The organism is Enterobacter sp. E1 (assembly GCF_016809815.1).
Taxonomy (GTDB): domain Bacteria; phylum Pseudomonadota; class Gammaproteobacteria; order Enterobacterales; family Enterobacteriaceae; genus Enterobacter; species Enterobacter adelaidei.
In genome coordinates, this window is the sequence record NZ_JAFBJM010000002.1 from 13,078 (window position 1) to 36,959 (window position 23,882).

At 53.7% G+C, this 23,882-nt stretch carries 21 protein-coding genes; 15 read left to right on the plus strand and 6 right to left on the minus strand.

The window, feature by feature from the left end; all coding sequences use genetic code 11:
• Positions 1-8 precede the first annotated feature (8 nt).
• The 4 genes from JGF26_RS06330 to JGF26_RS06345 form a co-directional block, all read right to left on the minus strand.
• A complete protein-coding gene (locus JGF26_RS06330; RefSeq protein ID WP_134707813.1) occupies positions 9-3,407 on the minus strand; it encodes a glycosyltransferase in 3,399 nt (1,132 codons plus the stop codon).
• Positions 3,407-7,042 carry a glycosyltransferase gene (locus JGF26_RS06335; RefSeq protein WP_134707812.1) on the minus strand — a complete coding sequence of 1,212 codons (3,636 nt, stop codon included), beginning with the start codon at positions 7,040-7,042 and terminating at the stop codon, positions 3,407-3,409. The genes JGF26_RS06330 and JGF26_RS06335 overlap by 1 nt, the downstream gene beginning before the upstream one ends.
• A gap of 172 nt (positions 7,043-7,214) precedes the next feature.
• Positions 7,215-8,120 (minus strand): flagellin, encoded by a 906-nt coding sequence (locus JGF26_RS06340; RefSeq protein ID WP_108089650.1) that lies wholly within the window; start codon positions 8,118-8,120, stop codon positions 7,215-7,217.
• A gap of 187 nt (positions 8,121-8,307) precedes the next feature.
• Positions 8,308-9,240, minus strand: a complete 933-nt coding sequence (locus JGF26_RS06345) for a flagellin (protein WP_134707811.1) — start codon at positions 9,238-9,240, stop codon at positions 8,308-8,310.
• Between the two features lie 237 nt (positions 9,241-9,477).
• Between JGF26_RS06345 and fliD the strand changes: the two genes are divergently transcribed.
• From fliD to amyA, 4 genes are all read left to right on the plus strand, one after another.
• On the plus strand, positions 9,478-10,881 hold the full coding sequence (gene fliD / locus JGF26_RS06350) for a flagellar filament capping protein FliD (RefSeq protein WP_134707810.1): 1,404 nt from the start codon (positions 9,478-9,480) through the stop codon (positions 10,879-10,881).
• Between the two features lie 24 nt (positions 10,882-10,905).
• On the plus strand, positions 10,906-11,316 hold the full coding sequence (gene fliS, locus JGF26_RS06355; RefSeq protein ID WP_021241380.1) for a flagellar export chaperone FliS: 411 nt from the start codon (positions 10,906-10,908) through the stop codon (positions 11,314-11,316).
• A complete protein-coding gene (fliT, locus tag JGF26_RS06360) occupies positions 11,316-11,675 on the plus strand; it encodes a flagella biosynthesis regulatory protein FliT (RefSeq protein WP_028019584.1) in 360 nt (119 codons plus the stop codon). The genes fliS and fliT overlap by 1 nt, the downstream gene beginning before the upstream one ends.
• 103 nt (positions 11,676-11,778) lie before the next feature.
• Positions 11,779-13,266 carry an alpha-amylase gene (gene amyA, locus JGF26_RS06365; protein ID WP_134707809.1) on the plus strand — a complete coding sequence of 496 codons (1,488 nt, stop codon included), beginning with the start codon at positions 11,779-11,781 and terminating at the stop codon, positions 13,264-13,266.
• 42 nt (positions 13,267-13,308) lie between these two features.
• On the opposite strand, the gene yedD is transcribed toward amyA, so the two are convergent.
• Both yedD and fliE read right to left on the minus strand, forming a co-directional pair.
• On the minus strand, positions 13,309-13,722 hold the full coding sequence (gene yedD, locus JGF26_RS06370; protein ID WP_108089646.1) for a lipoprotein YedD: 414 nt from the start codon (positions 13,720-13,722) through the stop codon (positions 13,309-13,311).
• Positions 13,723-13,796: 74 nt separating this feature from the next.
• Positions 13,797-14,111 carry a flagellar hook-basal body complex protein FliE gene (gene fliE / locus JGF26_RS06375; RefSeq protein ID WP_028019587.1) on the minus strand — a complete coding sequence of 105 codons (315 nt, stop codon included), beginning with the start codon at positions 14,109-14,111 and terminating at the stop codon, positions 13,797-13,799.
• A 228-nt stretch (positions 14,112-14,339) separates the two neighbouring features.
• Here fliE and fliF point away from each other — a divergent pair, with 228 nt between their 5' ends.
• The 11 genes from fliF to fliP all read left to right on the plus strand — a co-directional run bounded on the left by fliF (position 14,340) and on the right by fliP (position 23,881).
• Positions 14,340-16,019 (plus strand): flagellar basal-body MS-ring/collar protein FliF, encoded by a 1,680-nt coding sequence (gene fliF, locus JGF26_RS06380; protein ID WP_028019588.1) that lies wholly within the window; start codon positions 14,340-14,342, stop codon positions 16,017-16,019.
• Positions 16,012-17,010: a flagellar motor switch protein FliG gene (gene fliG / locus JGF26_RS06385; protein WP_008500327.1), complete on the plus strand. Its 999-nt coding sequence runs from the start codon at positions 16,012-16,014 to the stop codon at positions 17,008-17,010. Before fliF ends, fliG begins: the two co-directional genes overlap by 8 nt.
• Positions 17,003-17,710, plus strand: a complete 708-nt coding sequence (fliH, locus tag JGF26_RS06390) for a flagellar assembly protein FliH (protein ID WP_028019589.1) — start codon at positions 17,003-17,005, stop codon at positions 17,708-17,710. Before fliG ends, fliH begins: the two co-directional genes overlap by 8 nt.
• Entirely contained in the window at positions 17,710-19,080 is a 1,371-nt protein-coding gene (gene fliI / locus JGF26_RS06395; protein ID WP_028019590.1) for a flagellar protein export ATPase FliI, read from the plus strand. Before fliH ends, fliI begins: the two co-directional genes overlap by 1 nt.
• Positions 19,081-19,101: 21 nt before the next feature.
• Positions 19,102-19,545: a flagellar export protein FliJ gene (gene fliJ, locus JGF26_RS06400; protein ID WP_006811155.1), complete on the plus strand. Its 444-nt coding sequence runs from the start codon at positions 19,102-19,104 to the stop codon at positions 19,543-19,545.
• A complete protein-coding gene (fliK, locus tag JGF26_RS06405; RefSeq protein ID WP_134707808.1) occupies positions 19,542-20,771 on the plus strand; it encodes a flagellar hook length control protein FliK in 1,230 nt (409 codons plus the stop codon). Before fliJ ends, fliK begins: the two co-directional genes overlap by 4 nt.
• Before the next feature lie 106 nt (positions 20,772-20,877).
• Positions 20,878-21,348 carry a flagellar basal body-associated protein FliL gene (fliL, locus tag JGF26_RS06410; RefSeq protein ID WP_028019592.1) on the plus strand — a complete coding sequence of 157 codons (471 nt, stop codon included), beginning with the start codon at positions 20,878-20,880 and terminating at the stop codon, positions 21,346-21,348.
• A gap of 4 nt (positions 21,349-21,352) precedes the next feature.
• Positions 21,353-22,357, plus strand: a complete 1,005-nt coding sequence (fliM, locus tag JGF26_RS06415) for a flagellar motor switch protein FliM (RefSeq protein WP_028019593.1) — start codon at positions 21,353-21,355, stop codon at positions 22,355-22,357.
• On the plus strand, positions 22,354-22,767 hold the full coding sequence (gene fliN, locus JGF26_RS06420) for a flagellar motor switch protein FliN (protein ID WP_028019594.1): 414 nt from the start codon (positions 22,354-22,356) through the stop codon (positions 22,765-22,767). The genes fliM and fliN overlap by 4 nt, the downstream gene beginning before the upstream one ends.
• A gap of 2 nt (positions 22,768-22,769) precedes the next feature.
• Positions 22,770-23,144 (plus strand): flagellar biosynthetic protein FliO, encoded by a 375-nt coding sequence (fliO, locus tag JGF26_RS06425; protein ID WP_108089644.1) that lies wholly within the window; start codon positions 22,770-22,772, stop codon positions 23,142-23,144.
• A complete protein-coding gene (fliP, locus tag JGF26_RS06430) occupies positions 23,144-23,881 on the plus strand; it encodes a flagellar type III secretion system pore protein FliP (RefSeq protein WP_008500316.1) in 738 nt (245 codons plus the stop codon). Before fliO ends, fliP begins: the two co-directional genes overlap by 1 nt.
• The last annotated feature ends 1 nt before the right edge of the window (position 23,882 follow it).

Genomic DNA, 23,882 nt, shown 5'->3' on the forward strand with positions numbered 1-23,882 from the left:
GCCCTTTGTTACATAAACAGCCTGCGGACAACCTCCGGGATGGACTCCCGATGGTAAATGAAGGCGTTAATCTCCTGCTGGCTAACCACGTGGCTGTTAGCATTAGCGATTTCGTTCTGCCAGACCTGAGGGTCAGCATTAAGGCGTCGGAAAGGGAGATCGTTTTGCAATGAAGGAACATCGCTAGCCAGTATCCCTATCCCACAGGCTGCGAGCTGAACCGCCTGATAGTCATCTTTGAAGCGGTTTTGGTCGCTGTTCAGCCTGAAAATAATCGCTATATCGGCTTGCAACTGATGCAGCTGTTCAGGTGACATCCGTTCTCCGCGCCAGCGAACCGTTTCTGCGACCATCGGCAACCACGCCGCTGGCCAGGCCCCCAAAATGATCCAATCCACCCTGGTGTGCGTGGCGGCGATAATCCGGCTAATGAATTCTCGCTCTTTTACGGATAACGCCTCCGGTATACACAATACGCGTCTGCGTTCGGTCAAAGTCGACCTTGCCTGCGCCACCCATTCACGCCCCAGCAACACCGGCAGGCACGACACCGGCCGTTTTCGTTTGCTTAACTGAGCTTCACGCTCTGCAGACCAGGTAAGCCAGTGCGTCACCACGCTTACCTGGTCCTGAGTGTTATTCCCTGGCCCGCCTGAATCCGCCAGCGCATAAATTCGCAAAGGAATAATCTGGCTCACCGCCGCAAGACGTGCTGAAAGCGCCTTATCCGGGGCGTGGGTTAGCACCACAATATTCGGTACGAGACGCAATATTTCTGGCACGGTGAGGTCGGAGTAATCTCGTTTCAGGCAGATAGCATTATCTGTCGACAGATTCTGCAGCAAGTCGGCGATACGTTTCGAGTATTCGCAGTCCTCACCATTTTTCAGCAACAGAACATTTGCGCGCGTCGAGGAGAAATCTTCAGATCCGTTGGTTATAAAAGGCCCGTGACGGAATAATGGACGTTGTAGACTGAGATAGCGGTTATAGGCCGGATCGTCAGTGAAAAACTCCGGCATCTCCGCGAGTAATGTCTGGCGCTGGGTACTCTCGCTGACGCAAATCTTTTCGAGAAGCCGGGTATTGTCCGATACTACAACGCTGAACGGCGTCCAGACGGCAAGATAACCAGCACGCTTTAGCTTCAGAGGCAGAATAATATCAATGACGTGCTGGTCGTCATATTCAACCGACAGCCCTCCGACCCGTTGCCATGCCTCACGCTTTACCAGCAGGCAGTTGCTGCTCAGAACGGTATAGTTTTGCTCGCACTGGTAGCGCGACAGCTCCCCTTCTGTTTGCCAGGGTTCCCCTTGACCTACATGTCCGACCCAACCATCGGCCCCAGCGATCATACCCGCACTCAGCAACCGTTGGTCGGTGGTGATAAATTTCGGCCCAGCGCTTCCCACTTCAGGGCGAATTACATGGCTCAGCAATGTTGTCAGCCAGTTTTTCAGGACAAAAAGCGTGTGGAGATCCAGAAGTAAAATAAAATCGCCAGTCACATTTTGCTCCAGGAGGTTCATGCGACTTGCGAAGTTTTGCTCAACTCCACAGACGATCACCGTCAATGGCATCACCTCCTGCATCTGCTTGATAAGATCAATCATTGCTGAACTGGCATTTTCAGCCACCGCCAGCAGAATCTCTTTGTTCTGCCACTCGGTATTATTTATGAGGCTCTCAACGCAGCGGATCAGTAACGCCGGATCGTCGCCCGCGTCGAGCAGAATGCTGACTTTTTCATGTTCTGGCTGTGGGTAACTAATCCGCCATGTCAGATTTTTTTGCTGCCCGGCTTGGGCCTGAGAGAATCCACGATGCTGCAGATAACGCTGGAGGATCTGTGCTTCTTCGAGCGAAGCTGGGGAGTCAAATACGGAGGCAGGCACCAGGGTAGTAATATCTGCAATATGCCCGATACAGCCAGTTCCCCATTGCAACAGATAATCGATCAACACGTCAAATTCGAAAGCCTGGCTGAATTCAGGATTAAATTGACCCGCGCTCAGCCAGCTCTCGCGCCGGAACCAGATGCGCCGTAAATAGCGGTGAGGCGAAGCGAGGAACAGGTCGAGATTGAAATCTGGTTTACGTATCGGAGTGATTTCACCACCGTCAGCGCGTACCGCCTCATCCGTATAAATGGCCTGACACTCCCCGGCATGTGAGAGCATATTACGCATCATCCCGATGCTTGCCGCAGTATATTCAACACCCGCTTCGATGCAGTGCAGCCAGTCGAATGCCTCTGTTTCTGCCAGTTGCCTTACAGCACTAACCCAGCTATCTCCCGTAACCGCGCGAATATCCATGGTCTTAGCGCGATACCCTGGCTCTGGCGCAACAAGAAGAATTGTATGTGGATCAACACCTTGACGGGTAAGTGAGGCGACGGATGCGTCGATAGCACTCACCTGCGCATTCGGGCACAGGATAACGTGCAGCAGACGGGTTTCCGCCGTAACCGTCGTCGGCAGGGTACGGTGAGAAAGCCAGTGGCTGAATGAGGTGCGCTCCTTTACGTCATCGTGCTGCTGCGCTTTCGCCTGGGTTAGAGACAGGAAATGATCAAACTGGGTATCCAGAAGCCGCCTTTTGGCCAGAACAACGTCACGGACAAGCGGTAGCCCTGCCCGAATCTCGTCCAGTGCTTCCGGGGAATCGGAGTAACCGAAACCGGCACCACCGATATCCTGTAACGATTGCTCATTCAACGCATAATGTTCGTAGCCCGGAGCCGACAACGAAACGACCGGGCAGCCACATAGCATGGCTAGCAGGCAGGTTCCTGACGACTCATAGGTGTAAAGTACCCGCCCGCGTTTGAGAAGCATCGCCAGATCGCGTAATGACAAAGGATTACGCATCGACAAAATAGTGATATTTTCTGGCAGCCCCGATAAATCAAGCGCAGATTCAGGGATCCTGTTCAGGTAGAGAAAGTCTTTATCTTTAACTGGCTGGTCATCCTGAAAGAGTGAGAGGTCATAACATTCAATCCCCAGAATGTTCGGATTGGGTTCTTTGTCTGCAAACTCAGGGCGATACCAGAAAAAGAGATCGTCAGCACTGGCCTCAATGGCATTTTGCATGATGACCCCTTCCCTGTTTAGCATGTAGCGAACGGTTACTGGCGCAGAAAAGGGATTTCCCGTTGTTACCTCCGGGTAAACAGCAATCCAGGACTTGCCGCTGGAGATGACCTGTTCATAGGCTTCTTGCGTAAGCGCTGGCGCATTCCAGTCGGGGTTGACGGTACAACCGACCATCCAAGCGCGACCACCGCGCTCATTGATCATATGGCATAAACGGTGAAGTACCTGAATACCCAACGACGACTCGCGGTAGTCCGGCGCGGCAATCAGGTAGGGAGAATGAAGATCTATATGCATAGTCATTATGCCAGCCACCCCTGTTGCCAGTCATTGAGTCCATTATCACGTAGATACCAGTCACGCTGCACGGCATCCCGGAGTTCATCCCCCTGGCGGATACGGTAATCCGCGTCATTGAGATACGGCTGAATGGCTTTCATCCAGTCCTTATAACGGTTTTCCACCAGCGTCACCGGTAGTCCGCAACGGTACGGAGCAATATCCGTGGCAACGATCGGTACTCCACAGGTACCAATTTCCAGCAGACGTAAATTACTCTTACATTCATTGAACTGATTGATATCCAGAGGAACCAGGGCCAGATCGAGATTCAGGCTGGCCAGCTTTTCCGGGTACATCTCGAAAGGAACGCCAGGGTGGAACTCACAATGGACATTACGCGGCTTCATCCCCATAAAGACCCATTCAACATCATCTTCCAGTGCCTTAATCAGAGGTAGCAGAATTTGCAGATCCCCGGCATGGGTGCTCCCCCCCGCCCAGCCAACACGTAATTTTTTACCCACCCCACGCTGACTCTGCAAATGTCCCCATTGGTCGGGTGCAAGGCGGTTCTGTGCAATGCGGATATCGTGATGGTAACGGCTATAGGCTTCAGCAAGCGGCGCCGTTGAGACAACAATTCTGTCTGCGCTTTCGAGTATTTTGCGGAAGCTCTTCACCATATGCTGCGGATAGTTATTACGATTACCATTTTTCAACGGCACGTTAAGTAAGAAATCATCGTATTCAATGATAACTTTGGCATTACAGACCTCACGCAACTGCTGAATAATGTCCGGGAAACGGCTACCGGTGAGGGATTCAAGTAAAATCACATCTGGCTGAAGTTGCGCGGCTTCCATGACGGAAGGGATGCTGTTCATCATTCCTCCCTCCAGCATATGATGGCGCTCCATCGCTTTAAACGGCTGCATAACCCGGTGATGCCCGCAGCCATTCCAGTCAACATGATGCGCCAGCACAACCGGCACAGGACGTCCCGGCAAAGGTGCATGCAGACGCGCGGTGTTTACACTCAGGGTGAAAAGCGCGCCGGATTTTTGCATCAGCGGATGATAAGAAGGATCGTTGAGCAGCTCTGCCTTCCACTCGTTACGCAACTGTGTAAAGTGTTCCAACATCGGTCGTTCGGGAATCTGGTACTTATCGGCCAGAAGACGTGTCGCTCCGCCCATATGTTGAACGCGCGAATAGGGGGTCCAGACGTTTAAGTAGCCCTGCTTTTGCAGCCTTATTCCCAGGTCAACATCGGCAAAATAGACGGGATAACGTTCTTGCGTAAATCCGTTAAGTGCAAAGAAAACCTCTTTTCGCAGCATCATACAAGAACCACTCACTGCAGTTACATTATGTGGAGCGCAAAGATAGTCCTGAAAACCTGAGTCAGCCCCTCCAGCCCCGGCAAAAGCAACCTCCACACCGTTTTGAACGCCAGTCAGATAGCCGCCATGCTGGATCCGTCCATCCTTAAACTCCAGTCGAGCCCCTACCACACCCACCTCCGGGCGTAATGCGTGTTCCAGTAACGCTTCCAGCCACCCGCCATCAATGATTTCACAATCGTTATCAAGGAAAACGAGCACGTCCCCCCTCGCCTGCTGCGCGGCGGCGTTGCCCATCTCAGCAAAATTGAATGGCGCGTCGTAACGCAATATCCGCACCTGTTCCAGCCCAAGACTCGCTAAATCGTTCAGGAACTGGCAGGCATCGTCCTCTACCGACTGGTTATCAACGATCATCAGCTCATAGCGCGCATAGCGGGTCTTTTCCATCAGGCTTTCAATGCAGTTCTTTAGTAAAGCAAACCGATCGCGCGTGGGGATAATAATAGAGACCATCGGCTGGGCGTCCCAGTGATAGCGAAGGCGAGGCAGAGCGTGAGCGGATGCCTGCTCATAGGAGGCAAAGATGCCAAGCCGCATAAGGTGGGCCAGTACGCCATTCCGATGCTGATCCATAAGACCTGGCTGCTCTGTCCAGCGTTGCGCAGGTTCCGAATTGCAGATCAGCACTTCCGGCACATGCGTTAAGATACGGGTACCCTGCTTCTCGACCAGACGCCAGAGCAAATCAATAAATGGCGTATTGGTAAAGAGAGGGTCCAACCCTCCTGCGGCCCTTGCCGCATGGCAATCAATAAGCAGCGCCTGTCCAATGTAAGGTTGACTGCGCAGGAGATCGATATTAACCCCGGGGCGCAAGGTGACAACAGGTTCATCATTTTCGGCAATCGTCATTTCGTCACAATAGGCGACACTTGCCTCTGGATGATGAATTCGGTGCTCAGCAAACCGCAGCAGCGCGTCATCTAACAGGGTGTAGCCCGCAGGTAGCATCAGCAGCGCCTGAGCAGGGCTGTTTTCCAGTAACGCATTAATATCGGAAATAGAATGCGCCACCTCTACGGAGATCGGCGCTAGCGATTGAGCGAGCGCCGATGCATGGGTAATCAGGTACTCTTCATTCGTTTTATTCTGCGCGAGGATAACAACACCAAGGCTGGATCTAGCCGGAAAGGCATCAGCAAAGGCACGCAAAGCTTCACGACGCGCGTTCGTGATATTTCGATCCTTCATCCAGCGGGTGATGGAGTAGTTTTCGCTCTGCTGGACCAGCAGTGCTTTGCTGTGGAATGCCAGCGCATAGCGATCTTTTTCAGAAAGCGTATAAGGCGTTTGCGACGCAGGAAAATCCAGCACAGCGAGAATATTTTGCTCAAGGCTCCAGCGTGATACGAACGTCTGATGATTTCTCTGCACCCATTTCATGGCATCGTCATAGCCGTCGGTCAGCAGTTGAATCCACTCATCTGCTCCCGGGCAAAAACGCAGATTTACCCCGGAGAAATAGTTAGCTTCATAGTGCGGAAGATTTGCATCGCTCAGATACCCTTCAACGTAGTTCCCGTGGGCTAAAAAGACTGGTACGCCGAGAACAAGTGCTTTAGGAGCATACTGTTCATCGGTGATGATAACGTCATAACCCGCGAGCCACTCCGGTTCAATTCGCCCGGATTGAACACTTAAATCGAGCCATTCGATGCGTAGCTGCGACTGAGCTGCGCGCTGCTGCACTTCATACATTTCAGCGGACATTTTATCCGCGATATAGAGAATCCGACGCAACTCTTGCGCCTCACGCTTCGCGTAAACGTCGGAGAAAGCGTCCGGCACGATCCACGGCATCAGGTGTAGCTTGTCTTCCTGGATCCCCGTCTGTAGCAGGATAGTCTGAGTAAATGCTGAAAGGCCAAGCACGCGGGTTGCCAGAGCATTCTCTAGCTCGGCACCCCATGGAATATAAAGATCATTGTAATCGCTGTAATGACGGAAGATAAAAGATCCCGCAGTTTTCTGCTCATGCAGAGCAGTAAGCAGTTTCTCGCTAAAAAAGCCTTTGACGACCCATATAACGTCATAGTGTGCGGCCAGCTCTCCCGAATTCTCTGTAACAATCGCCAGGGCTCCAGTTGCCTCCAGTCGCGCCACTTCAGGCTGAAGACGCTTCCCGATAAACGAGGTACATAAAATCACGCGCCATTCCCGTCTTAGCAGGGCATCAGCTATGTCGAGCACTTCCGTGCAGGAAGCAGACCATGCGTCCAGTTTGTCCACACTTATCAGAATTTCAGGCATTTTTTATCCTTAACGCCGCCACAAGGACGCCTACAGATCTATTTTCAGTAATGCAATATTGTGAGGGATAGAGGACGGTTCAAGAGGAAAAATAGCTTGTGTAATTGGGTTTAAATCCGGCGATTGGGAAATAAAAAAGGCATCCGAAGATGCCTTTTTTGCGTTATCAAAATTAACGCAGCAGGGACAGCATAGTTTGAGGAACCTGGTTGGCCTGAGCCAGTACAGAAGAGCCAGCCTGCTGCAGGATCTGCGCGCGGGACATGTTGGACACTTCAGTCGCGTAGTCGGAATCCTGAATACGGCTGCGGGCAGCGGACAGGTTGTTCACGGTATTGTTCAGGTTAGTGATGGTGGACTCGAAACGGTTCTGAGACGCACCCAGCAGGCTACGCTGGTTGTCTACAGATTTGATTGCCGCATCGATATCTGCCAGCGGGCTACCATCGGTAGTACCACCGGAGGTCACCGTACCGCTCAGAACGTCGAAACCTTCTGCTGCAGTAGTACGTGCGGTACCGTTGATGCTCTGACCAGAGGTAACAGAGGTTGCACCAGAGGCGTTGAACAGGTTATAGGCGTTAGAGCTGCTCAGGCTGATAGAGATAGTTTCTTGATCCTTAGAGCCTACCTGGAAGCTGTAGCTGCTGGAGCCAGTGCCGGTGTTCAGAACTTTAATGCCGTTGAAGTCCGTCTGAGTCGTTACGCGGTTCACTTCTTCCATACGCTGGTTAACTTCAGCCTGGATGGAGTCAATGTCGGAAGCAGAGTTAGAACTGTTCTGCGCCTGAACGGTCAGATCACGGATACGCTGCAGGTTGTTGTTGATTTCGCCCAGTGCACCTTCTGCCGTCTGCGCCAGAGAGATACCGTCGTTGGCGTTACGTGCAGCAACGGTCAGACCGTTGATGTTAGAGGTGAAGCGGTTAGCGATCGCCTGGCCAGCAGCGTCGTCTTTTGCGCTGTTGATGCGCAGACCGGAGGACAGACGCTCAATCGCGGTGCCCAGAGAAGACTGAGATTTGCTCAGGTTGTTCTGAGTCATCAGCGACAGAGTGTTAGTATTAATCACTGCCATGGTAAGTATCCTTTAATTGATTATGAGTTCCGGCTAGCTGCCAGGGGCTTCATCGCCTTCATAAAGGTTATCGACAGGGCACTTACAAACTTTAGATCTTTTGATCTTTTTTTCTTTTCTTATTTCATCTTGATTTTAAAAGAAAAAAGCGCCGACATGCGGCGCTTTTTGTCTGTCATAACAGCGATTAACGCAGCAGGGACAGCATAGTTTGTGGAACCTGGTTGGCCTGAGCCAGTACAGAAGAGCCAGCCTGCTGCAGGATCTGCGCGCGGGACATGTTGGACACTTCAGTCGCGTAGTCGGAATCCTGAATACGGCTGCGGGCAGCGGACAGGTTGTTCACGGTGTTGTTCAGGTTGGTGATGGTGGACTCGAAACGGTTCTGAGACGCACCCAGCAGGCTGCGCTGGTTGTCTACAGATTTGATTGCCTTATCGATGTCTGCCAGTGGGGTAGTACCTGCTGCAGTACCACCAGTGCCACCAGTTACCGCACCGTGCAGAACGTCGAAGCCTTCTGCTGCAGTCGTACGTTGGTTACCGTTAACAACGTCACCAGTGGTCATTGCTTTGGTGTTCAGCGTCGCGCCGGTGTTGCCAGCAGCGGCCAGGTTAAAGCTATCGCTGGAGCTCAGAGTGATACCGATAGTTTCGTTATCTTTTGAGCCAACCTGGAAGTTGTAGGTGCTGGAGCCAGTGCCGGTATCCAGAACTTTGATACCGTTGAAGTCGGTCTGCTTGGTCACACGGTTCACTTCTTCCATACGCTGGTTAACTTCAGCCTGGATGGAGTCAATGTCGGAAGCAGAGTTAGAGCTGTTCTGCGCCTGCACGGTCAGATCACGGATACGCTGCAGGTTGTTGTTGATTTCACCCAGTGCGCCTTCAGCAGTCTGCGCCAGAGAGATACCGTCGTTGGCGTTACGTGCAGCAACGGTCAGACCGTTGATGTTAGAGGTGAAGCGGTTAGCGATCGCCTGACCAGCAGCGTCGTCTTTTGCGCTGTTGATGCGCAGACCGGAGGACAGACGCTCAATCGCGGTGCCCAGAGAAGACTGAGATTTGCTCAGGTTGTTCTGAGTCATCAGAGACAGGGTGTTAGTATTAATAACAGCCATGATGTATTCCTTTGAAAAAGTTATCAGATTTAGGCATCTGCCTACGGCTTTCTCACCGTCAATGAGGTTATCGACCGTCCTTTCTCAAGCTTTAGGAAAAAAAACATTTTTTTAAACCTGTAAACTGCCCGAATTTCTCCCTCTTTATTTACGCATTGTTTTTTTTAAATAGCGCTAATCTTTTTCTCGTTTCTGCCGATAGACCATCCAGCGATTGTCTCAATAAAGGATGAAAAAATGGCAAGTATTAGTTCACTCGGCGCAGGTACTTCACTGGACCTCAATACGTTGTATGACAATTTACAGACAGCTGAGCAAACCAAGCTAAAGCCTATCACTACCCAGCAAACGTCATATAAAGCCAAGCTGACAGCATGGGGGGTGGTGCAGACAGCACTCACTAAATTACAGACTGCTTCAGATGCATTAAAAAATACCTCTGCTATTGCACAATCAAAAGTTTCCAGCACTAACACGGCGTTTAGTGCAACGCTTGCCAGCAGCGCAGCGGCAGGATCTTATTCCGTTGAAGTAACGCAACTGGCGGCTGCGCAGTCTCTGTTGAGCCCTAAAGTCGGCAGTAAGGATACCGAACTCGGCGACAGCAGCATGAGCACGCGCACCCTCACAATCACTCAGCCGGGCCAGAAAGATCCGTTAACGATCACCCTGGCGAGCGATAAGACCAGCCTTGCCGATGTGCGTGACGCTATTAACGCCAGGCAGGGAAGCGTAAGCGCCAGCATCATCAAAGCGGATGACAACAGTTATTACTTAGCGCTGACTTCCCGTGATACTGGTACAGCAAACGAGATGACCATTACGACGGATGATAGCCAACTGGCGAAATACGTCAGCTACAACCCATCCAGCGCCACCAACGTGATGAGTGAACAGGTTCCAGCCGCCGACGCTAAAGTCAATATCAACGGTATCGAGATCGTTCGTAGCAGTAATGCCATCACGGATGCACCAGAGGGCGTTACCCTAAACCTGACGAAGACCAATAAAGGCAGCCCGGAGACATTGTCAATTGTCAAAGACAACCAGCCAATGACCGATGCCATTCAGGCTTTTGTGGATGCGTATAACTCTCTGCAGACCACTATTGCCAATCAGACGAAATATACGGCGGTCGATCAGGGAAGCACCAACCAGGACAGCAGCAACGGCGATCTGTTGGGCGACGGAACGCTGCGTAATATTCAGACCCGTCTGCGCTCGATGATTTCGGCCAGTCAGGGTTCAGGCGATCTGGCCACTTTATCCCAGATTGGGATTACGCAGGATATCACCGGTAAGCTGACGGTGGACAGTACCAAACTCAACAAGGCACTGAACGAAAAATCGGCTGACGTCGTCGCGTTCCTGTCCGGCGATGGAAAAACCACCGGGTTTGCCACCCAGACCAGCAGTCTGCTGAAAGACATGCTCGGAACTGATGGTTCCGTACAGAATGCCACCGCGGGCATTAACAAGACGCTGAAAAAACTGTCGGACGAATACGATCGCGTAAACGCGCAGATCACTGCCACCATGGCACGTTATAAAACGCAATTTACCAGTCTGAGCCAGCTTGTCTCAAAGATGGATCAGACCGGAAGTTATCTGACCCAACAGTTCAACGCCATGAACCGTTAATAAATGATGAATTGAGGTTTTACCATGTATACAAAATCGGGAATTCAGGCATATGCTCAGGTCGGCGTTGAATCGGCCGTTCTGAGTGCCAGCCCACATCAACTGGTTGTGCTTCTTTTTGATGGCGCATTAAGTGCCATGAAGAAAGCCATCATTTTGATTGAACAAGGTGATATTCCCGGTAAAGGGCAGGCCATAAGTAAAGCAATCAATATCATCAGTAACGGTTTGCAGTCAGGTCTAAACCATGAGATTGGTGGCGACCTGGCGGCAAATCTCGATAGTCTTTATGACTATATGACCAGGCGTCTTTTACAGGCTAATCTTCATAACGACATCAATGCCATTAATGAAGTAGTGGAGTTACTCAATAACATTGCTGATGCCTGGAAAGAGATAGGCCCTCATTCTCAAAACATGCGGGACAATTACTAATGGACGTCCATCTCGGCTTGCTCCAACATTATCAGCAGTTATTAACAACCAGTAACACGATGCTTGTTCTTACCCAGGCAGGGCGCTGGGACGAGCTTATCGCTTACGAGGTTGATTATCTGACATCAGTTGAAAAACTTACCATGTTCCAGGATGCCAGCGAAATTCCGCCTCATATTCAGGCGCAAATACGCCCTATTCTGAAACAAATACTCGATAATGAAATCGAGTTGAAAACCTTGCTGCACCAGCGTATGGAAGAGCTGAAAGCACTGGTTGGACAGACGTCGAGACAACATAATCTGAACTCAACTTATGGACGTTTATCAGGAAATGTTCTCTTTCCCTCTGATCTCTAGTCTGGATATGGTCTTTTGCGGATGAATATTATTTTGTGATTTCATCCGCGTTTTATCCCCTTTTCGCTCATACTCACTGTGTTCTCAAAACGGAGCACGGACGATGAAAAACCCCACCCTGTTACAATGTTTTCACTGGTACTACCCTGCTGGCGGTGAATTGTGGCGAGAGGTCACGGCATTAGCCCCCAATCTTAACGAAATCGGCATCAATATGATCTGGCTGCCACCCGCTTATAAAGGCGCGTCTGGTGGGTATTCGGTTGGGTATGATTCTTACGACTTATTCGATCTCGGTGAGTTTGACCAGAAAGGCAGCATCGCCACCAAATACGGCGACAAAGCACAGTTGCTGGAAGCCATTGACGCGCTTAAAAGCAACGACATTGCGGTGCTGCTGGATGTGGTGGTGAATCATAAAATGGGGGCAGATGAGAAAGAGTCTGTCCGCGTTCAGCGTGTAAACGAACAGGACCGCACGCAAATTGATGACGAGGTCATCGAGTGTGAAGCCTGGACACGTTACACCTTCCCTGTCCGCGCCGGGCAATATTCGCAGTTTATCTGGGATTACAAATGTTTCAGCGGCGTCGACCATATTGAAAACCCTGCTGAAGACGGCATCTTTAAAATCGTCAACGACTACACCGGCGAAGGCTGGAACGATCAGGTTGATGATGAAATGGGTAACTTCGATTATCTGATGGGCGAAAATATCGACTTTCGCAATCACGCCGTCACGGAAGAGATCAAATACTGGGCCCGCTGGGTCATGGAACAGACGCGCTGCGACGGTTTTCGTCTGGACGCCGTTAAACATATTCCCGCCTGGTTTTACAAAGAGTGGATTGAACACGTACAGGAAGTCGCGGACCAGCCGCTGTTTATCGTGGCGGAATACTGGTCCCACGAAGTGGATAAGCTTCAGGCCTATATTGACCAGGTTGAGGGTAAAACGATGCTGTTTGACGCCCCCCTGCAGATGAAATTCCACGAAGCGTCACGCCAGGGACGGGATTACGACATGAGCCAAATCTTCACCGGTACGCTGGTGGAAGCCGATCCGTTTCATGCGGTAACCCTTGTGGCTAACCACGACACCCAACCTTTGCAGGCCCTGGAGGCACCGGTCGAACCCTGGTTTAAACCCCTGGCTTATGCGTTGATCTTGCTAAGGGAAAATGGTGTGCCGAGCGTCTTTTATCCCGATCTCTTCGGTGCCAGTTATGACGATACGGGGGGCGACGGTGAAATGTACCATATAGACATGCCGGTCATTGAGCAGCTCCACGAATTGATCCTCGCTCGTCAGCGCTTTGCCCACGGCGTGCAGACGCTCTTTTTTGACCATCCTAACTGTATCGCCTTCAGCCGCAGCGGTACCGAGGACGATCCCGGCTGTGTGGTCGTGTTGTCAAATGGTGACGATGGAGAGAAAGTGATTTGTCTTGGGGAAAACTACGGTAATAAAACGTGGCGGGATTTCCTCGGCAATCGCGAAGAGACCATCACCACGGCTGCAGATGGCGAAGGGACGTTTACCTGTAAAGGCGGGAGCGTCAGCGTGTGGGTAATAGAGGAAGTGTTGTAGAAACAATGCCGGGTAAGCGTCAGCGCCACCCGGCAAAATTGGTTAAGGCGCCTTACTCTCCAGCGGATTTTTGCTCAGGTAATCAGCACACTCAACCGTAGGGCGGTCCACCTTCTGCAACTCCAGTCCGTCGTACTCAAGCGTTAAACCATCACGTTCCAGCGGATAGATATCCAGCTTGCGGGTTACATTGTAATAACTGTCTGAACGCAGCATGATTTTACCCGGCACGGCAATCACGCGCTGCCACTGACGGCAGTCAAGCGTATCGCCCTCTTCCGTCACCACCAGCGTGGCAATCGCCTCCGGGCTGACCATTTTGCTCTGCGGCCCTTTTGACTGCCAGTATCCCGCCAGCTCCGCCGGAACAGGATGCTTGATCACTTCTTTATAGTTATCGACCTGAACGCACCCGGTCAGTGCCAGCAGCGCACCAGCAATTGCTATTTTTTTCATCACCTTTCCTGCATTCGAAGAAAAAAATATTGTGGCATTAAAGCGCTAAGGCTGCCAGCGAAGATCGACAGGTCTTAAACCTGCATCCCCATCACTTCCTGGTAAGCCGACACCAGCTTGTTACGCACCTGGATCCCCATCTGCAGGGACACCGAAGCTTTTTGTAAATCGGTCATCACATCATTCAGGGCCACACCCGGTTCACCGAGGGTGAACTTCTCTGCCTGGGTCCGTGCGGCGGTCTGGGTATCGCTGATACGGTCAAGAGCGGCATGCAGTTGCCCTGCAAAGCTGATGCTCGGCTGTTGTTCTGCCACATTCTGATTACGGGCCGTCATCGCCGTTGCCTGCAGCTGACTGATTACCCCTTCAATACCCTGTATAGCCATGACTCTCCCCTGGATGGTTTTTTACGCGGTCAAGACTAACAGCTTGTCAATAAGATAATGGCGGTAAATAGCGTGAAAAAACCAGGTTATTTGACGCATAGAAAATCACGAATCATCAAATAATGGCAGGGCCATCAATATGGAACTTTTGTCGTGTTTGCCGACCCGGGAGTCAGTTTTGTTTCTCTACACGAATAACGTAAACCACCAGGATTTAAGAGGTGCGCAATGAGTGCAACAGCATCGACAGCGCCACAAAATAAATCACTCGAGTGGATGAACCGCCTTCGCGCGAATCCTAAAATCCCGTTGATCGTGGCAGGCGCTGCCGCAATTGCGATCCTTGTAGCGATGGTCCTGTGGGCGAAAAGCCCTGATTACCGGACGCTCTACAGTAACCTTTCCGATCAGGATGGCGGTGCCATCGTCACCCAGCTTACCCAGATGAACATCCCTTATCGCTTTGCCGATAACGGGGGGGCGCTTGAGGTTCCTGCGGATAAGGTGCACGAACTGCGTCTGCGTCTGGCGCAGCAGGGGCTGCCGAAAGGTGGCGCAGTCGGTTTTGAACTACTGGATCAGGAAAAATTCGGTATCAGCCAGTTCAGCGAGCAGGTGAACTACCAGCGTGCGCTGGAAGGCGAACTGGCTCGTACCATTGAAACATTAGGCCCGGTGAAAAGCGCCCGTGTGCACCTGGCGATGCCTAAACCTTCGTTATTTGTCCGCGAGCAGAAATCACCTTCCGCCTCCGTTACCGTGAATCTCGAACCTGGCCGCGCGCTGGACGAAGGGCAAATTAGCGCGGTGACGCATCTCGTCTCCAGCGCTGTCGCCGGTCTGCCACCGGGTAACGTGACGCTGGTTGACCAGAGTGGTCATCTGCTGACGCAATCCAATACCGCCGGTCGCGATCTGAATGACGCGCAACTGAAATATGCCGCGGATGTTGAAAACCGTCTCCAGCGTCGTATTGAAGCGATCCTCGGTCCGGTTGTGGGCAACAGTAACGTGCACGCGCAGGTGACCGCGCAGATCGACTTCTCTAATAAAGAACAGACCGAAGAGCAGTACAGCCCGAACGGTGATGCCGCTCAGGCGGTGATGCGTTCTCGCCAGATCAATTCGAGCGAACAGTCTGGGGGAGCATACCCTGGCGGTGTTCCGGGTGCGCTGTCTAACCAGCCCGCCCCTGCTAACGCAGCACCTATTTCTACACCTCCGGCAAACCAGCAGAACGGTCAGCAAAATAACCAGCAGACTACGTCAACGGCCAATAATGCCGGTCCACATACCAGCAGCCGTAACGAAACCACGAACTACGAAGTGGATCGGACGATTCGCCACACTAAACTGAACGTGGGCGATATTCAGCGTCTTTCTGTTGCGGTAGTGGTGAACTACAAGACGCTTCCAAATGGCAAACCGCTGGCGCTGACAGCCGAGCAGATGAAGCAGATCGAAGACCTGACCCGTGAAGCAATGGGTTACTCCGAGAAGCGTGGCGATAGCCTCAACGTGGTGAACTCACCGTTCAACGCGGTGGATGAGACCGGTGGTGAATTGCCGTTCTGGCAACAGCAGGCGTTTATCGATCAGCTGATGTCCGCGGGACGCTGGCTGCTGGTGCTGATTGTCGCGTGGCTGCTGTGGCGTAAAGGCGTTCGTCCGCAGCTCCAGCGTCGTGCTGAAGCCGAGAAAGCCGCTCGCGAACAGATGAGCGCGCGTCAGGAAGTGGAAGAAGCGGTTGAAGTACGCCTCAGCAAAGATGAACAAATGCAGCAACGCCGTGCTAACCAGCGCATGGGCGCTGAGGTGATGAGCCAGCGCATTCGCGAAATGTCAGATAACGATCCGCGCGTCGTGGCGCTGGTCATCCGCCAGTGGATGGGTAACGAACATGAGTAATACGCTTACAGGCACCGATAAAAGCGTCATCCTGTTGATGACCATTGGCGAAGATCGCGCGGCAGAGGTGTTTAAACACCTCTCCCAGCGAGAAGTGCAAATTCTCAGTGCGGCCATGGCCAACGTGCGTCAAATCTCCAATAAACAGCTGACCGAAGTGCTGTCGGAATTTGAGCAGGAAGCCGAACAGTTTGCCGCGCTCAACGTCAACGCCAACGACTACCTGCGCTCCGTGCTGGTCAAGGCGCTGGGCGAAGAGCGTGCCGCCAGCCTGCTGGAAGATATTCTGGAAACGCGCGATACCGCCAGCGGTATCGAAACGCTCAACTTTATGGAACCGCAGAGTGCCGCCGACCTTATTCGCGACGAGCACCCGCAGATTATTGCCACCATCCTTGTCCACCTCAAACGTGGTCAGGCGGCCGATATTCTGGCGCTGTTCGAAGAGCGTCTGCGCCACGATGTGATGCTGCGTATCGCGACCTTCGGCGGCGTGCAGCCAGCCGCACTGGCGGAGCTGACAGAAGTACTGAACAACCTGCTCGACGGTCAGAACCTCAAGCGCAGCAAAATGGGCGGCGTGAGAACGGCGGCGGAAATCATCAACCTGATGAAAACCCAGCAGGAAGAGGCGGTTATTACCGCAGTACGCGAATTCGACGGCGAGCTGGCACAGAAAATTATCGACGAGATGTTCCTGTTCGAAAACCTGGTCGAAGTGGACGATCGCAGCATCCAGCGCCTGCTCCAGGAAGTGGACTCCGAGTCGCTGCTTATCGCCCTCAAAGGTGCCGAGCAGCCACTGCGCGAGAAGTTCCTGCGCAACATGTCTCAGCGTGCGGCAGATATCCTGCGCGACGACCTTGCCAACCGTGGCCCGGTACGTCTGTCTCAGGTGGAAAACGAACAGAAAGCTATCCTGCTTATTGTTCGTCGTCTGGCAGAAACCGGCGAGATGGTGATTGGCAGCGGAGACGACACCTATGTCTAATGAGATGCCGTGGAAGCGCTGGACACCGGACGATCTGGCACCTCCCCTCTCCGAATTCACACCAGCGGTGGTATCGCCCGTGGAGCTCGACCCGGACGCTGAGCAGCCCGAACTGAGTGAAGAGGAGCAACAAGCACAGATGCTGGCTCAGCTGCAAATGCAGGCACACGAGCAAGGTTATAATGCCGGTCTGAACGAAGGCCGGCAGAAGGGCCACGAGCAAGGGTATCAGGAAGGTCTGGCGAAAGGGTTAGAGCACGGTATTGATCAGGCGCGTCAGCAGCAGGCGCCGATCCATGCCCGCATGCAGCAGCTGGTCAGCGAGTTCCAGCACACGCTGGATGCGCTGGACAGCGTGATTGCATCACGACTAATGCAGATGGCGCTGGAAGCCGCGCGTCAGGTTATCGGCCAGACGCCGGTGGTGGATAACACTGCGCTGATCAAACAAATTCAGGGTCTGCTGCAACAAGAGCCGCTGTTCAGCGGGAAGCCTCAGCTACGCGTTCACCCGGACGACCTGCAGCGCGTGGAAGAGAGCCTGGGGGCGACGCTAAACCTGCACGGCTGGCGTCTGCGCGGCGACCCGTCGTTACATCACGGCGGCTGCAAAGTCTCTGCCGATGAAGGTGACCTGGATGCCAGCGTGGCTACCCGCTGGCAGGAACTGTGTCGCCTTGCGGCACCGGGAGTCGTCTGATGACCGCACGCCTCACCCGCTGGCTCACCACGCTCGACAACTTTGAGACGAAGATGGCGCAACTGCCATCTGTTCGTCGTTATGGGCGACTGACGCGCGCCACCGGGCTGGTACTGGAGGCCACCGGCCTGCAGCTTCCGCTGGGTGCGACCTGCGTCATTGAGCGTCAGGATGGTCTGGAAACGCGCGAAGTCGAAAGCGAAGTGGTCGGTTTTAACGGCCAGCGTCTGTTTCTGATGCCGCTTGAAGAGGTGGAAGGCATTCTTCCCGGTGCTCGTGTATACGCCAAAAACATTATCGGTGATGGACTGCAGAGCGGGAAACAGCTGCCGCTTGGCCCTGCCCTGCTGGGCCGCGTGCTGGACGGCAGCGGTAAACCGCTTGACGGTCTGCCTTCACCGGACACCACGGAAACCGGCGCACTCATTACTCAGCCCTTTAACCCTCTGCAACGAACACCTATTGAGCATGTGCTGGATACCGGCGTGCGTCCGATCAACGCCCTGCTGACTGTAGGCCGTGGACAACGTATGGGCCTGTTCGCCGGGTCTGGCGTGGGGAAATCCGTCCTGCTCGGCATGATGGCGCGCTACACTCAAGCCGATGTTATCGTCGTGGGTCTGATCGGCGAGCGTGGGCGTGAAGTTAAAGACTTTATCGAAAACATTCTGGGGGCGGAAGGTCGCGCCCGTTCGGTGGTTATCGCCGCACCGGCAGATGTCTCGCCGTTATTGCGTATGCAGGGTGCAGCGTATGCCACCCGTATCGCCGAAGATTTCCGTGACCGCGGCAAGCACGTGCTGCTGATCATGGATTCCCTGACCCGTTACGCGATGGCACAGCGTGAAATCGCGCTGGCTATTGGTGAGCCTCCGGCGACCAAAGGCTACCCGCCTTCGGTATTCGCCAAGCTCCCTGCTCTGGTAGAACGTGCAGGGAACGGCATCAGCGGCGGCGGCTCCATTACCGCGTTCTATACGGTACTGACCGAGGGAGATGATCAGCAGGACCCGATTGCCGATTCCGCGCGTGCGATCCTTGACGGTCACATTGTGCTGTCGCGTCGTCTGGCCGAAGCCGGGCACTATCCGGCCATTGATATTGAAGCCTCTATCAGCCGCGCAATGACGGCGCTGATAACCGAGAAGCACTACGCCCGCGTGCGTAATTTCAAACAACTCCTCTCCAGCTTCCAGCGTAACCGCGATCTGGTCAGCGTGGGGGCGTATGCCAAAGGCAGCGACCCGATGCTCGACAAAGCGATTAACCTGTGGCCGCAGCTGGAGGCGTTTTTGCAACAAGGCATTTTTGAACGTGCCGACTGGGAAGATTCAATTCAGGCACTGGAGCTGATTTTCCCGCAGGTGTAACACAGGTGGAGGGCGAAGGTTATGGCGCAAAACAGCGCGTTATCAACGCTGAAAGATCTGGCTGAAAAAGAAGTTGATGATGCCGCATTGCAGCTTGGCGCAATGCGACGCGGGTGCCAGCAGGCTGAAGAACAGTTGAAGATGTTAATCGACTATCAGCATGAATATCGCACCAACCTCAATACCGATATGACACAGGGCATTGGCAGTCAGCGCTGGATTAACTATCAGCAGTTTATCCAGACGCTGGAGAAGGCGATAGAGCAGCATCGCCAGCAGCTTAACCAGTGGACCCAGAAAGTGGATACCGCGCTGAATTTCTGGCGCGAGAAAAAACAGCGGCTGCAGGCCTGGCAAACCTTACAGGATCGGCAGATTGCAGCCTCGACCCTGGCGGAAAACCGTCTGGATCAGAAAAAAATGGATGAGTTTGCCCAGCGCGCATCAATGAGGAAACCGGAATGATCACACTGCAACAACTGCTGATGAGCGACAGCGACCTGTCAGGCGGCACGCTGACAGGGAAAGGCACTGACGGTGCGCAAGACTTTCTCTCTCTGCTGGCGGGCGCCCTGACGGATGCAACCGGCAAAGGCAAGGATGCGCCACTGACCCTGGCTGACCTGAAAGCCGCTGGCAGTAAGCTGTCAAAAGTCGCTCAGGACGCCAGCGGCGATACCACGCTGCAGGCTAAAATAACGGACCTGCTCTCGCGTCAGGGTGTGCTGAATAGCGATGAAGCGTCCTCAACCACGCCGCTGGAAACGTTGGTCTCCGGACTGACGCCGCTGTCAAAGGGAGATGCCCTGAAGACCCTGAATACAGCCAGCAAAGATGACAGCAAAAGCGAACTGAGCGAAGAAGAACTGGCAGGTTTGAGTGCGCTGATGGCGATGCTCCCCCACCAGCAGACCAGCACAGCTCACGCGACAGGCACTGACGGTATTACCGCGAAGTCTGTTCTGAGTTCAGCGACGCTTGCACAGAATGGCGCGGGACAATCGTCCCAGAACACCCCGCTGGCAGGCCATGACAAAGCCCAGCTTTCTGCGTCGTATCAGAGTCAGGGCAAACACAGCGACCCTGTTCTGCCTGACAACGCGCCCGCGACACCGGCTGTAACCGCTGCCGTGGAGAAACAAGAACTCGCCAGCGCGTCGTCTTCAACATCGCCGACCGCAACCCTGGCGCCAGTGATGTCCAGCCACGCGACCAGCCAGCCGGCCGCCACCGTTGCCACTGCGCCGGTGTTAAGCCAGCCTCTGGGAACTCACGAATGGCAGCAATCGCTGAGCCAGCACATCACGCTGTTCACTAAGCAGGGACAACAGACAGCGGAGCTGCGTCTGCACCCGGAAGATCTGGGTCAGGTGCAAATTTCGCTTAAACTGGATGATAACCAGGCGCAACTGCAGATGGTCTCGGCGCACAGCCACGTGCGTGCAGCACTGGAAGCAGCCCTGCCGGTACTACGGACATCGCTGGCTGAGAACGGTATTCAGCTTGCGCAGAGCAGCGTCAGCAGTGAGAGCTTTGCCGGGCAGCAGCAGTCCTTCTCCCAGCAGCAACAGCAGGCTTCGCGTTCCGGTAATACCGGCGGCTTTAATGAAGAGAGTGATGAGATACTGCCTACCCCTGCCGCCCTGCAATCCGCAGCACGTGGCAACAGCGCCGTAGACATCTTCGCCTAAACGCCAGAGGTAACGTGATTATCCCCGTCTTTTCCACGCTTTGACGTCGGCAGGACACGGGATAATCACCTTATTAAGCTGTACCGAAACAGGAAGCTCGTATCAGATGACTGACTCCGCTATCACCAAAAAAAGTAAGCGTTCCATCTGGATCCCGCTGCTGGTGTTGATCACGCTCGCCGCCTGCGCCACCGCGGGCTATAGTTACTGGCGTATGCAGCAGGAACCTTCGACCGCTGCGGCCAAAGCCGAACCAGCACCACCGCCGGCACCGGTATTTTTCCCTCTCGATACCTTCACCGTGAATCTCGGTGATGCGGATCGTGTGCTGTATGTCGGTATTACGCTGCGCCTGAAGGATGAGGCCACGCGTGCGCGCCTGAATGATTATCTTCCTGAAGTGCGTAGCCGCCTTCTGCTGCTGTTCTCTCGTCAGGATGCTTCGACGCTGGCCACCGATGTCGGCAAGCAAAAGCTGGTCGACGCCATTAAACAAACGCTGGCGACCCCGCTGGTAAACGGCCAACCTAAGCAGGAAGTCACTGACGTTCTGTATACAGCCTTCATTCTGCGGTAACGACATGGGCGACAGTATTCTTTCTCAGGCAGAAATCGATGCGCTGCTTAACGGCGACAGCGATAAGAGTGATGATCCGCAACCGGGTCTTGGCGGCGATAGCGATATTCGCCCCTATGACCCGAATACCCAGCGTCGCGTGGTACGTGAACGTCTGCAGGCGCTGGAGATCATTAACGAACGTTTTGCACGTCAGTTCCGTATGGGGCTGTTTAACCTGCTGCGTCGTAGCCCGGACATCACGGTCGGTGCGATCCGTATTCAGCCGTATCATGAGTTTGCCCGCAACCTGCCGGTGCCAACCAACCTTAACCTGATTCATCTGAAGCCGCTGCGCGGCACTGGACTGGTGGTGTTTTCGCCAAGCCTGGTGTTCATTGCGGTGGATAACCTGTTCGGTGGCGACGGGCGTTTCCCGACCAAAGTAGAAGGTCGTGAATTTACCCACACCGAGCAGCGCGTGATTAACCGTATGCTGAAGCTGGCGCTGGAATCTTACAGCGACGCGTGGAAAGCCATTAACCCACTGGACGTGGAGTACGTACGTTCTGAGATGCAGGTGAAATTTACCAATATCACCACCTCTCCAAACGATATCGTCGTCAACACACCGTTCCATGTAGAAATCGGTAACCTGACCGGGGAATTCAACATTTGCCTGCCGTTTAGCATGATCGAACCGCTGCGCGAACTGCTGGTTAACCCCCCGCTGGAGAACTCACGCAACGAAGACCAGAACTGGCGTGAAAACCTGGTACGTCAGGTTCAGCATTCGCAGCTTGAGCTGATCGCGAGTTTTGCCGATATCCCGCTGCGGTTATCCCAGATACTGAAATTACAACCCGGCGATGTTCTGCCGATAGAAAAACCCGACCGCATTATTGCCCATGTGGATGGTGTCCCGGTGCTGACAAGCCAGTACGGCACACTTAACGGTCAGTATGCGTTACGCGTTGAGCACTTGATCAACCCGATATTGAATTCGCTGAATGAGGAACAGCCCAAATGAGTGACATGAACAATCCGTCCGATGAAAACAGCGGAGCACTGGACGATCTGTGGGCTGACGCGTTAAACGAGCAACAATCCACCCCGAGCAAAAGCGCGGCGGATGCGGTATTCCAGCAGCTCGGTGGGGGTGATGTCAGCGGCACGCTGCAGGACATCGACCTGATTATGGACATCCCTGTTAAGCTGACCGTGGAACTGGGACGTACCCGTATGACCATTAAAGAACTGCTGCGCCTGACGCAGGGTTCCGTGGTGGCGCTGGACGGTCTGGCCGGTGAGCCGCTGGATATTCTGATCAACGGTTATCTGATTGCCCAGGGTGAAGTGGTGGTGGTTGCCGATAAATACGGCGTACGCATCACCGACATCATTACCCCATCAGAACGTATGCGTCGTCTGAGCCGTTAAGCATGAAAACTCAGGCAACAATATCACAACCTTCTGCCGTCCCCGGCTCACCTCTGCTCCAGGTGAGCGGGGCGTTGTTCGGTATTATTGCCTTTATTCTTATCGCCGCATGGCTGGCGAAACGCGTTGGTCTGGCGGGTAAAACCGCCGGTACCCGCGGTCTGAGGGTCAGCGCCAGCACCACACTGGGGCCACGGGAACGCGTGGTCATTGTCGATGTGGAAGATGCGCGTTTGGTTCTGGGCGTCACTGCCTCAAACATCAACGTATTACATAAACTGCCGCCCGCTCCTGTTCTGGTGGACGAGCGCGCAGACGCCCCTGCGGATTTCCAGTCCGTTATGAAGAGTTTGCTTAAGCGTTCCGGGAGATCCTGATGCGCCGTTTGTTATCCCTTACGCTTGCGGGCGTGGGTCTGTTTGCTCCCGCGGTTTATGCGCAACTGCCTGGTCTGGTCTCAACGCCCCTCGCTGGCGGCGGCCAAAGCTGGTCGCTCCCGGTTCAGACACTGGTTTTCATCACCTCGCTGACGTTTATTCCGGCCATCCTGCTGATGATGACCAGCTTCACCCGCATCATCATCGTCTTTGGTCTGCTGCGAAACGCGCTAGGAACCCCTTCCGCACCGCCAAACCAGGTTCTGCTGGGGCTGGCGCTGTTTTTGACCTTTTTCATTATGTCGCCGGTGATCGATAAGATTTACACCGACGCCTACCAGCCGTTCAGCGAAGACAAAATCTCCATGCAGGAGGCGCTGGATAAAGGCGCTCAGCCGTTACGGGAATTTATGCTTCGCCAGACGCGTGAAGCGGATCTGGCGCTCTTTGCTCGCCTGTCCAACACCGGTGAGCTTCAGGGACCGGAAGCGGTTCCAATGCGTATTCTGCTGCCCGCCTATGTCACCAGCGAGCTGAAAACCGCGTTTCAGATTGGCTTTACCATTTTTATTCCGTTCCTGATTATCGACCTGGTGATCGCCAGCGTGCTGATGGCGCTGGGTATGATGATGGTTCCTCCCGCCACTATTGCCCTGCCCTTTAAGATCATGCTCTTCGTGCTGGTCGATGGCTGGCAGCTGCTGGTCAGTTCTCTGGCCCAGAGTTTCTACAGTTAAG

Coding starts and splice junctions, on each gene's coding strand:
- JGF26_RS06330 (WP_134707813.1), bottom strand. CDS start 3,407: ATGACTATGCATATAGATCTTCATTCTCCCTACCTGATTGCCGCGCCG.
- JGF26_RS06335 (WP_134707812.1), bottom strand. CDS start 7,042: ATGCCTGAAATTCTGATAAGTGTGGACAAACTGGACGCATGGTCTGCT.
- JGF26_RS06340 (WP_108089650.1), bottom strand. CDS start 8,120: ATGGCAGTGATTAATACTAACACTCTGTCGCTGATGACTCAGAACAAC.
- JGF26_RS06345 (WP_134707811.1), bottom strand. CDS start 9,240: ATGGCTGTTATTAATACTAACACCCTGTCTCTGATGACTCAGAACAAC.
- fliD (WP_134707810.1), top strand. CDS start 9,478: ATGGCAAGTATTAGTTCACTCGGCGCAGGTACTTCACTGGACCTCAAT.
- fliS (WP_021241380.1), top strand. CDS start 10,906: ATGTATACAAAATCGGGAATTCAGGCATATGCTCAGGTCGGCGTTGAA.
- fliT (WP_028019584.1), top strand. CDS start 11,316: ATGGACGTCCATCTCGGCTTGCTCCAACATTATCAGCAGTTATTAACA.
- amyA (WP_134707809.1), top strand. CDS start 11,779: ATGAAAAACCCCACCCTGTTACAATGTTTTCACTGGTACTACCCTGCT.
- yedD (WP_108089646.1), bottom strand. CDS start 13,722: ATGAAAAAAATAGCAATTGCTGGTGCGCTGCTGGCACTGACCGGGTGC.
- fliE (WP_028019587.1), bottom strand. CDS start 14,111: ATGGCTATACAGGGTATTGAAGGGGTAATCAGTCAGCTGCAGGCAACG.
- fliF (WP_028019588.1), top strand. CDS start 14,340: ATGAGTGCAACAGCATCGACAGCGCCACAAAATAAATCACTCGAGTGG.
- fliG (WP_008500327.1), top strand. CDS start 16,012: ATGAGTAATACGCTTACAGGCACCGATAAAAGCGTCATCCTGTTGATG.
- fliH (WP_028019589.1), top strand. CDS start 17,003: ATGTCTAATGAGATGCCGTGGAAGCGCTGGACACCGGACGATCTGGCA.
- fliI (WP_028019590.1), top strand. CDS start 17,710: ATGACCGCACGCCTCACCCGCTGGCTCACCACGCTCGACAACTTTGAG.
- fliJ (WP_006811155.1), top strand. CDS start 19,102: ATGGCGCAAAACAGCGCGTTATCAACGCTGAAAGATCTGGCTGAAAAA.
- fliK (WP_134707808.1), top strand. CDS start 19,542: ATGATCACACTGCAACAACTGCTGATGAGCGACAGCGACCTGTCAGGC.
- fliL (WP_028019592.1), top strand. CDS start 20,878: ATGACTGACTCCGCTATCACCAAAAAAAGTAAGCGTTCCATCTGGATC.
- fliM (WP_028019593.1), top strand. CDS start 21,353: ATGGGCGACAGTATTCTTTCTCAGGCAGAAATCGATGCGCTGCTTAAC.
- fliN (WP_028019594.1), top strand. CDS start 22,354: ATGAGTGACATGAACAATCCGTCCGATGAAAACAGCGGAGCACTGGAC.
- fliO (WP_108089644.1), top strand. CDS start 22,770: ATGAAAACTCAGGCAACAATATCACAACCTTCTGCCGTCCCCGGCTCA.
- fliP (WP_008500316.1), top strand. CDS start 23,144: ATGCGCCGTTTGTTATCCCTTACGCTTGCGGGCGTGGGTCTGTTTGCT.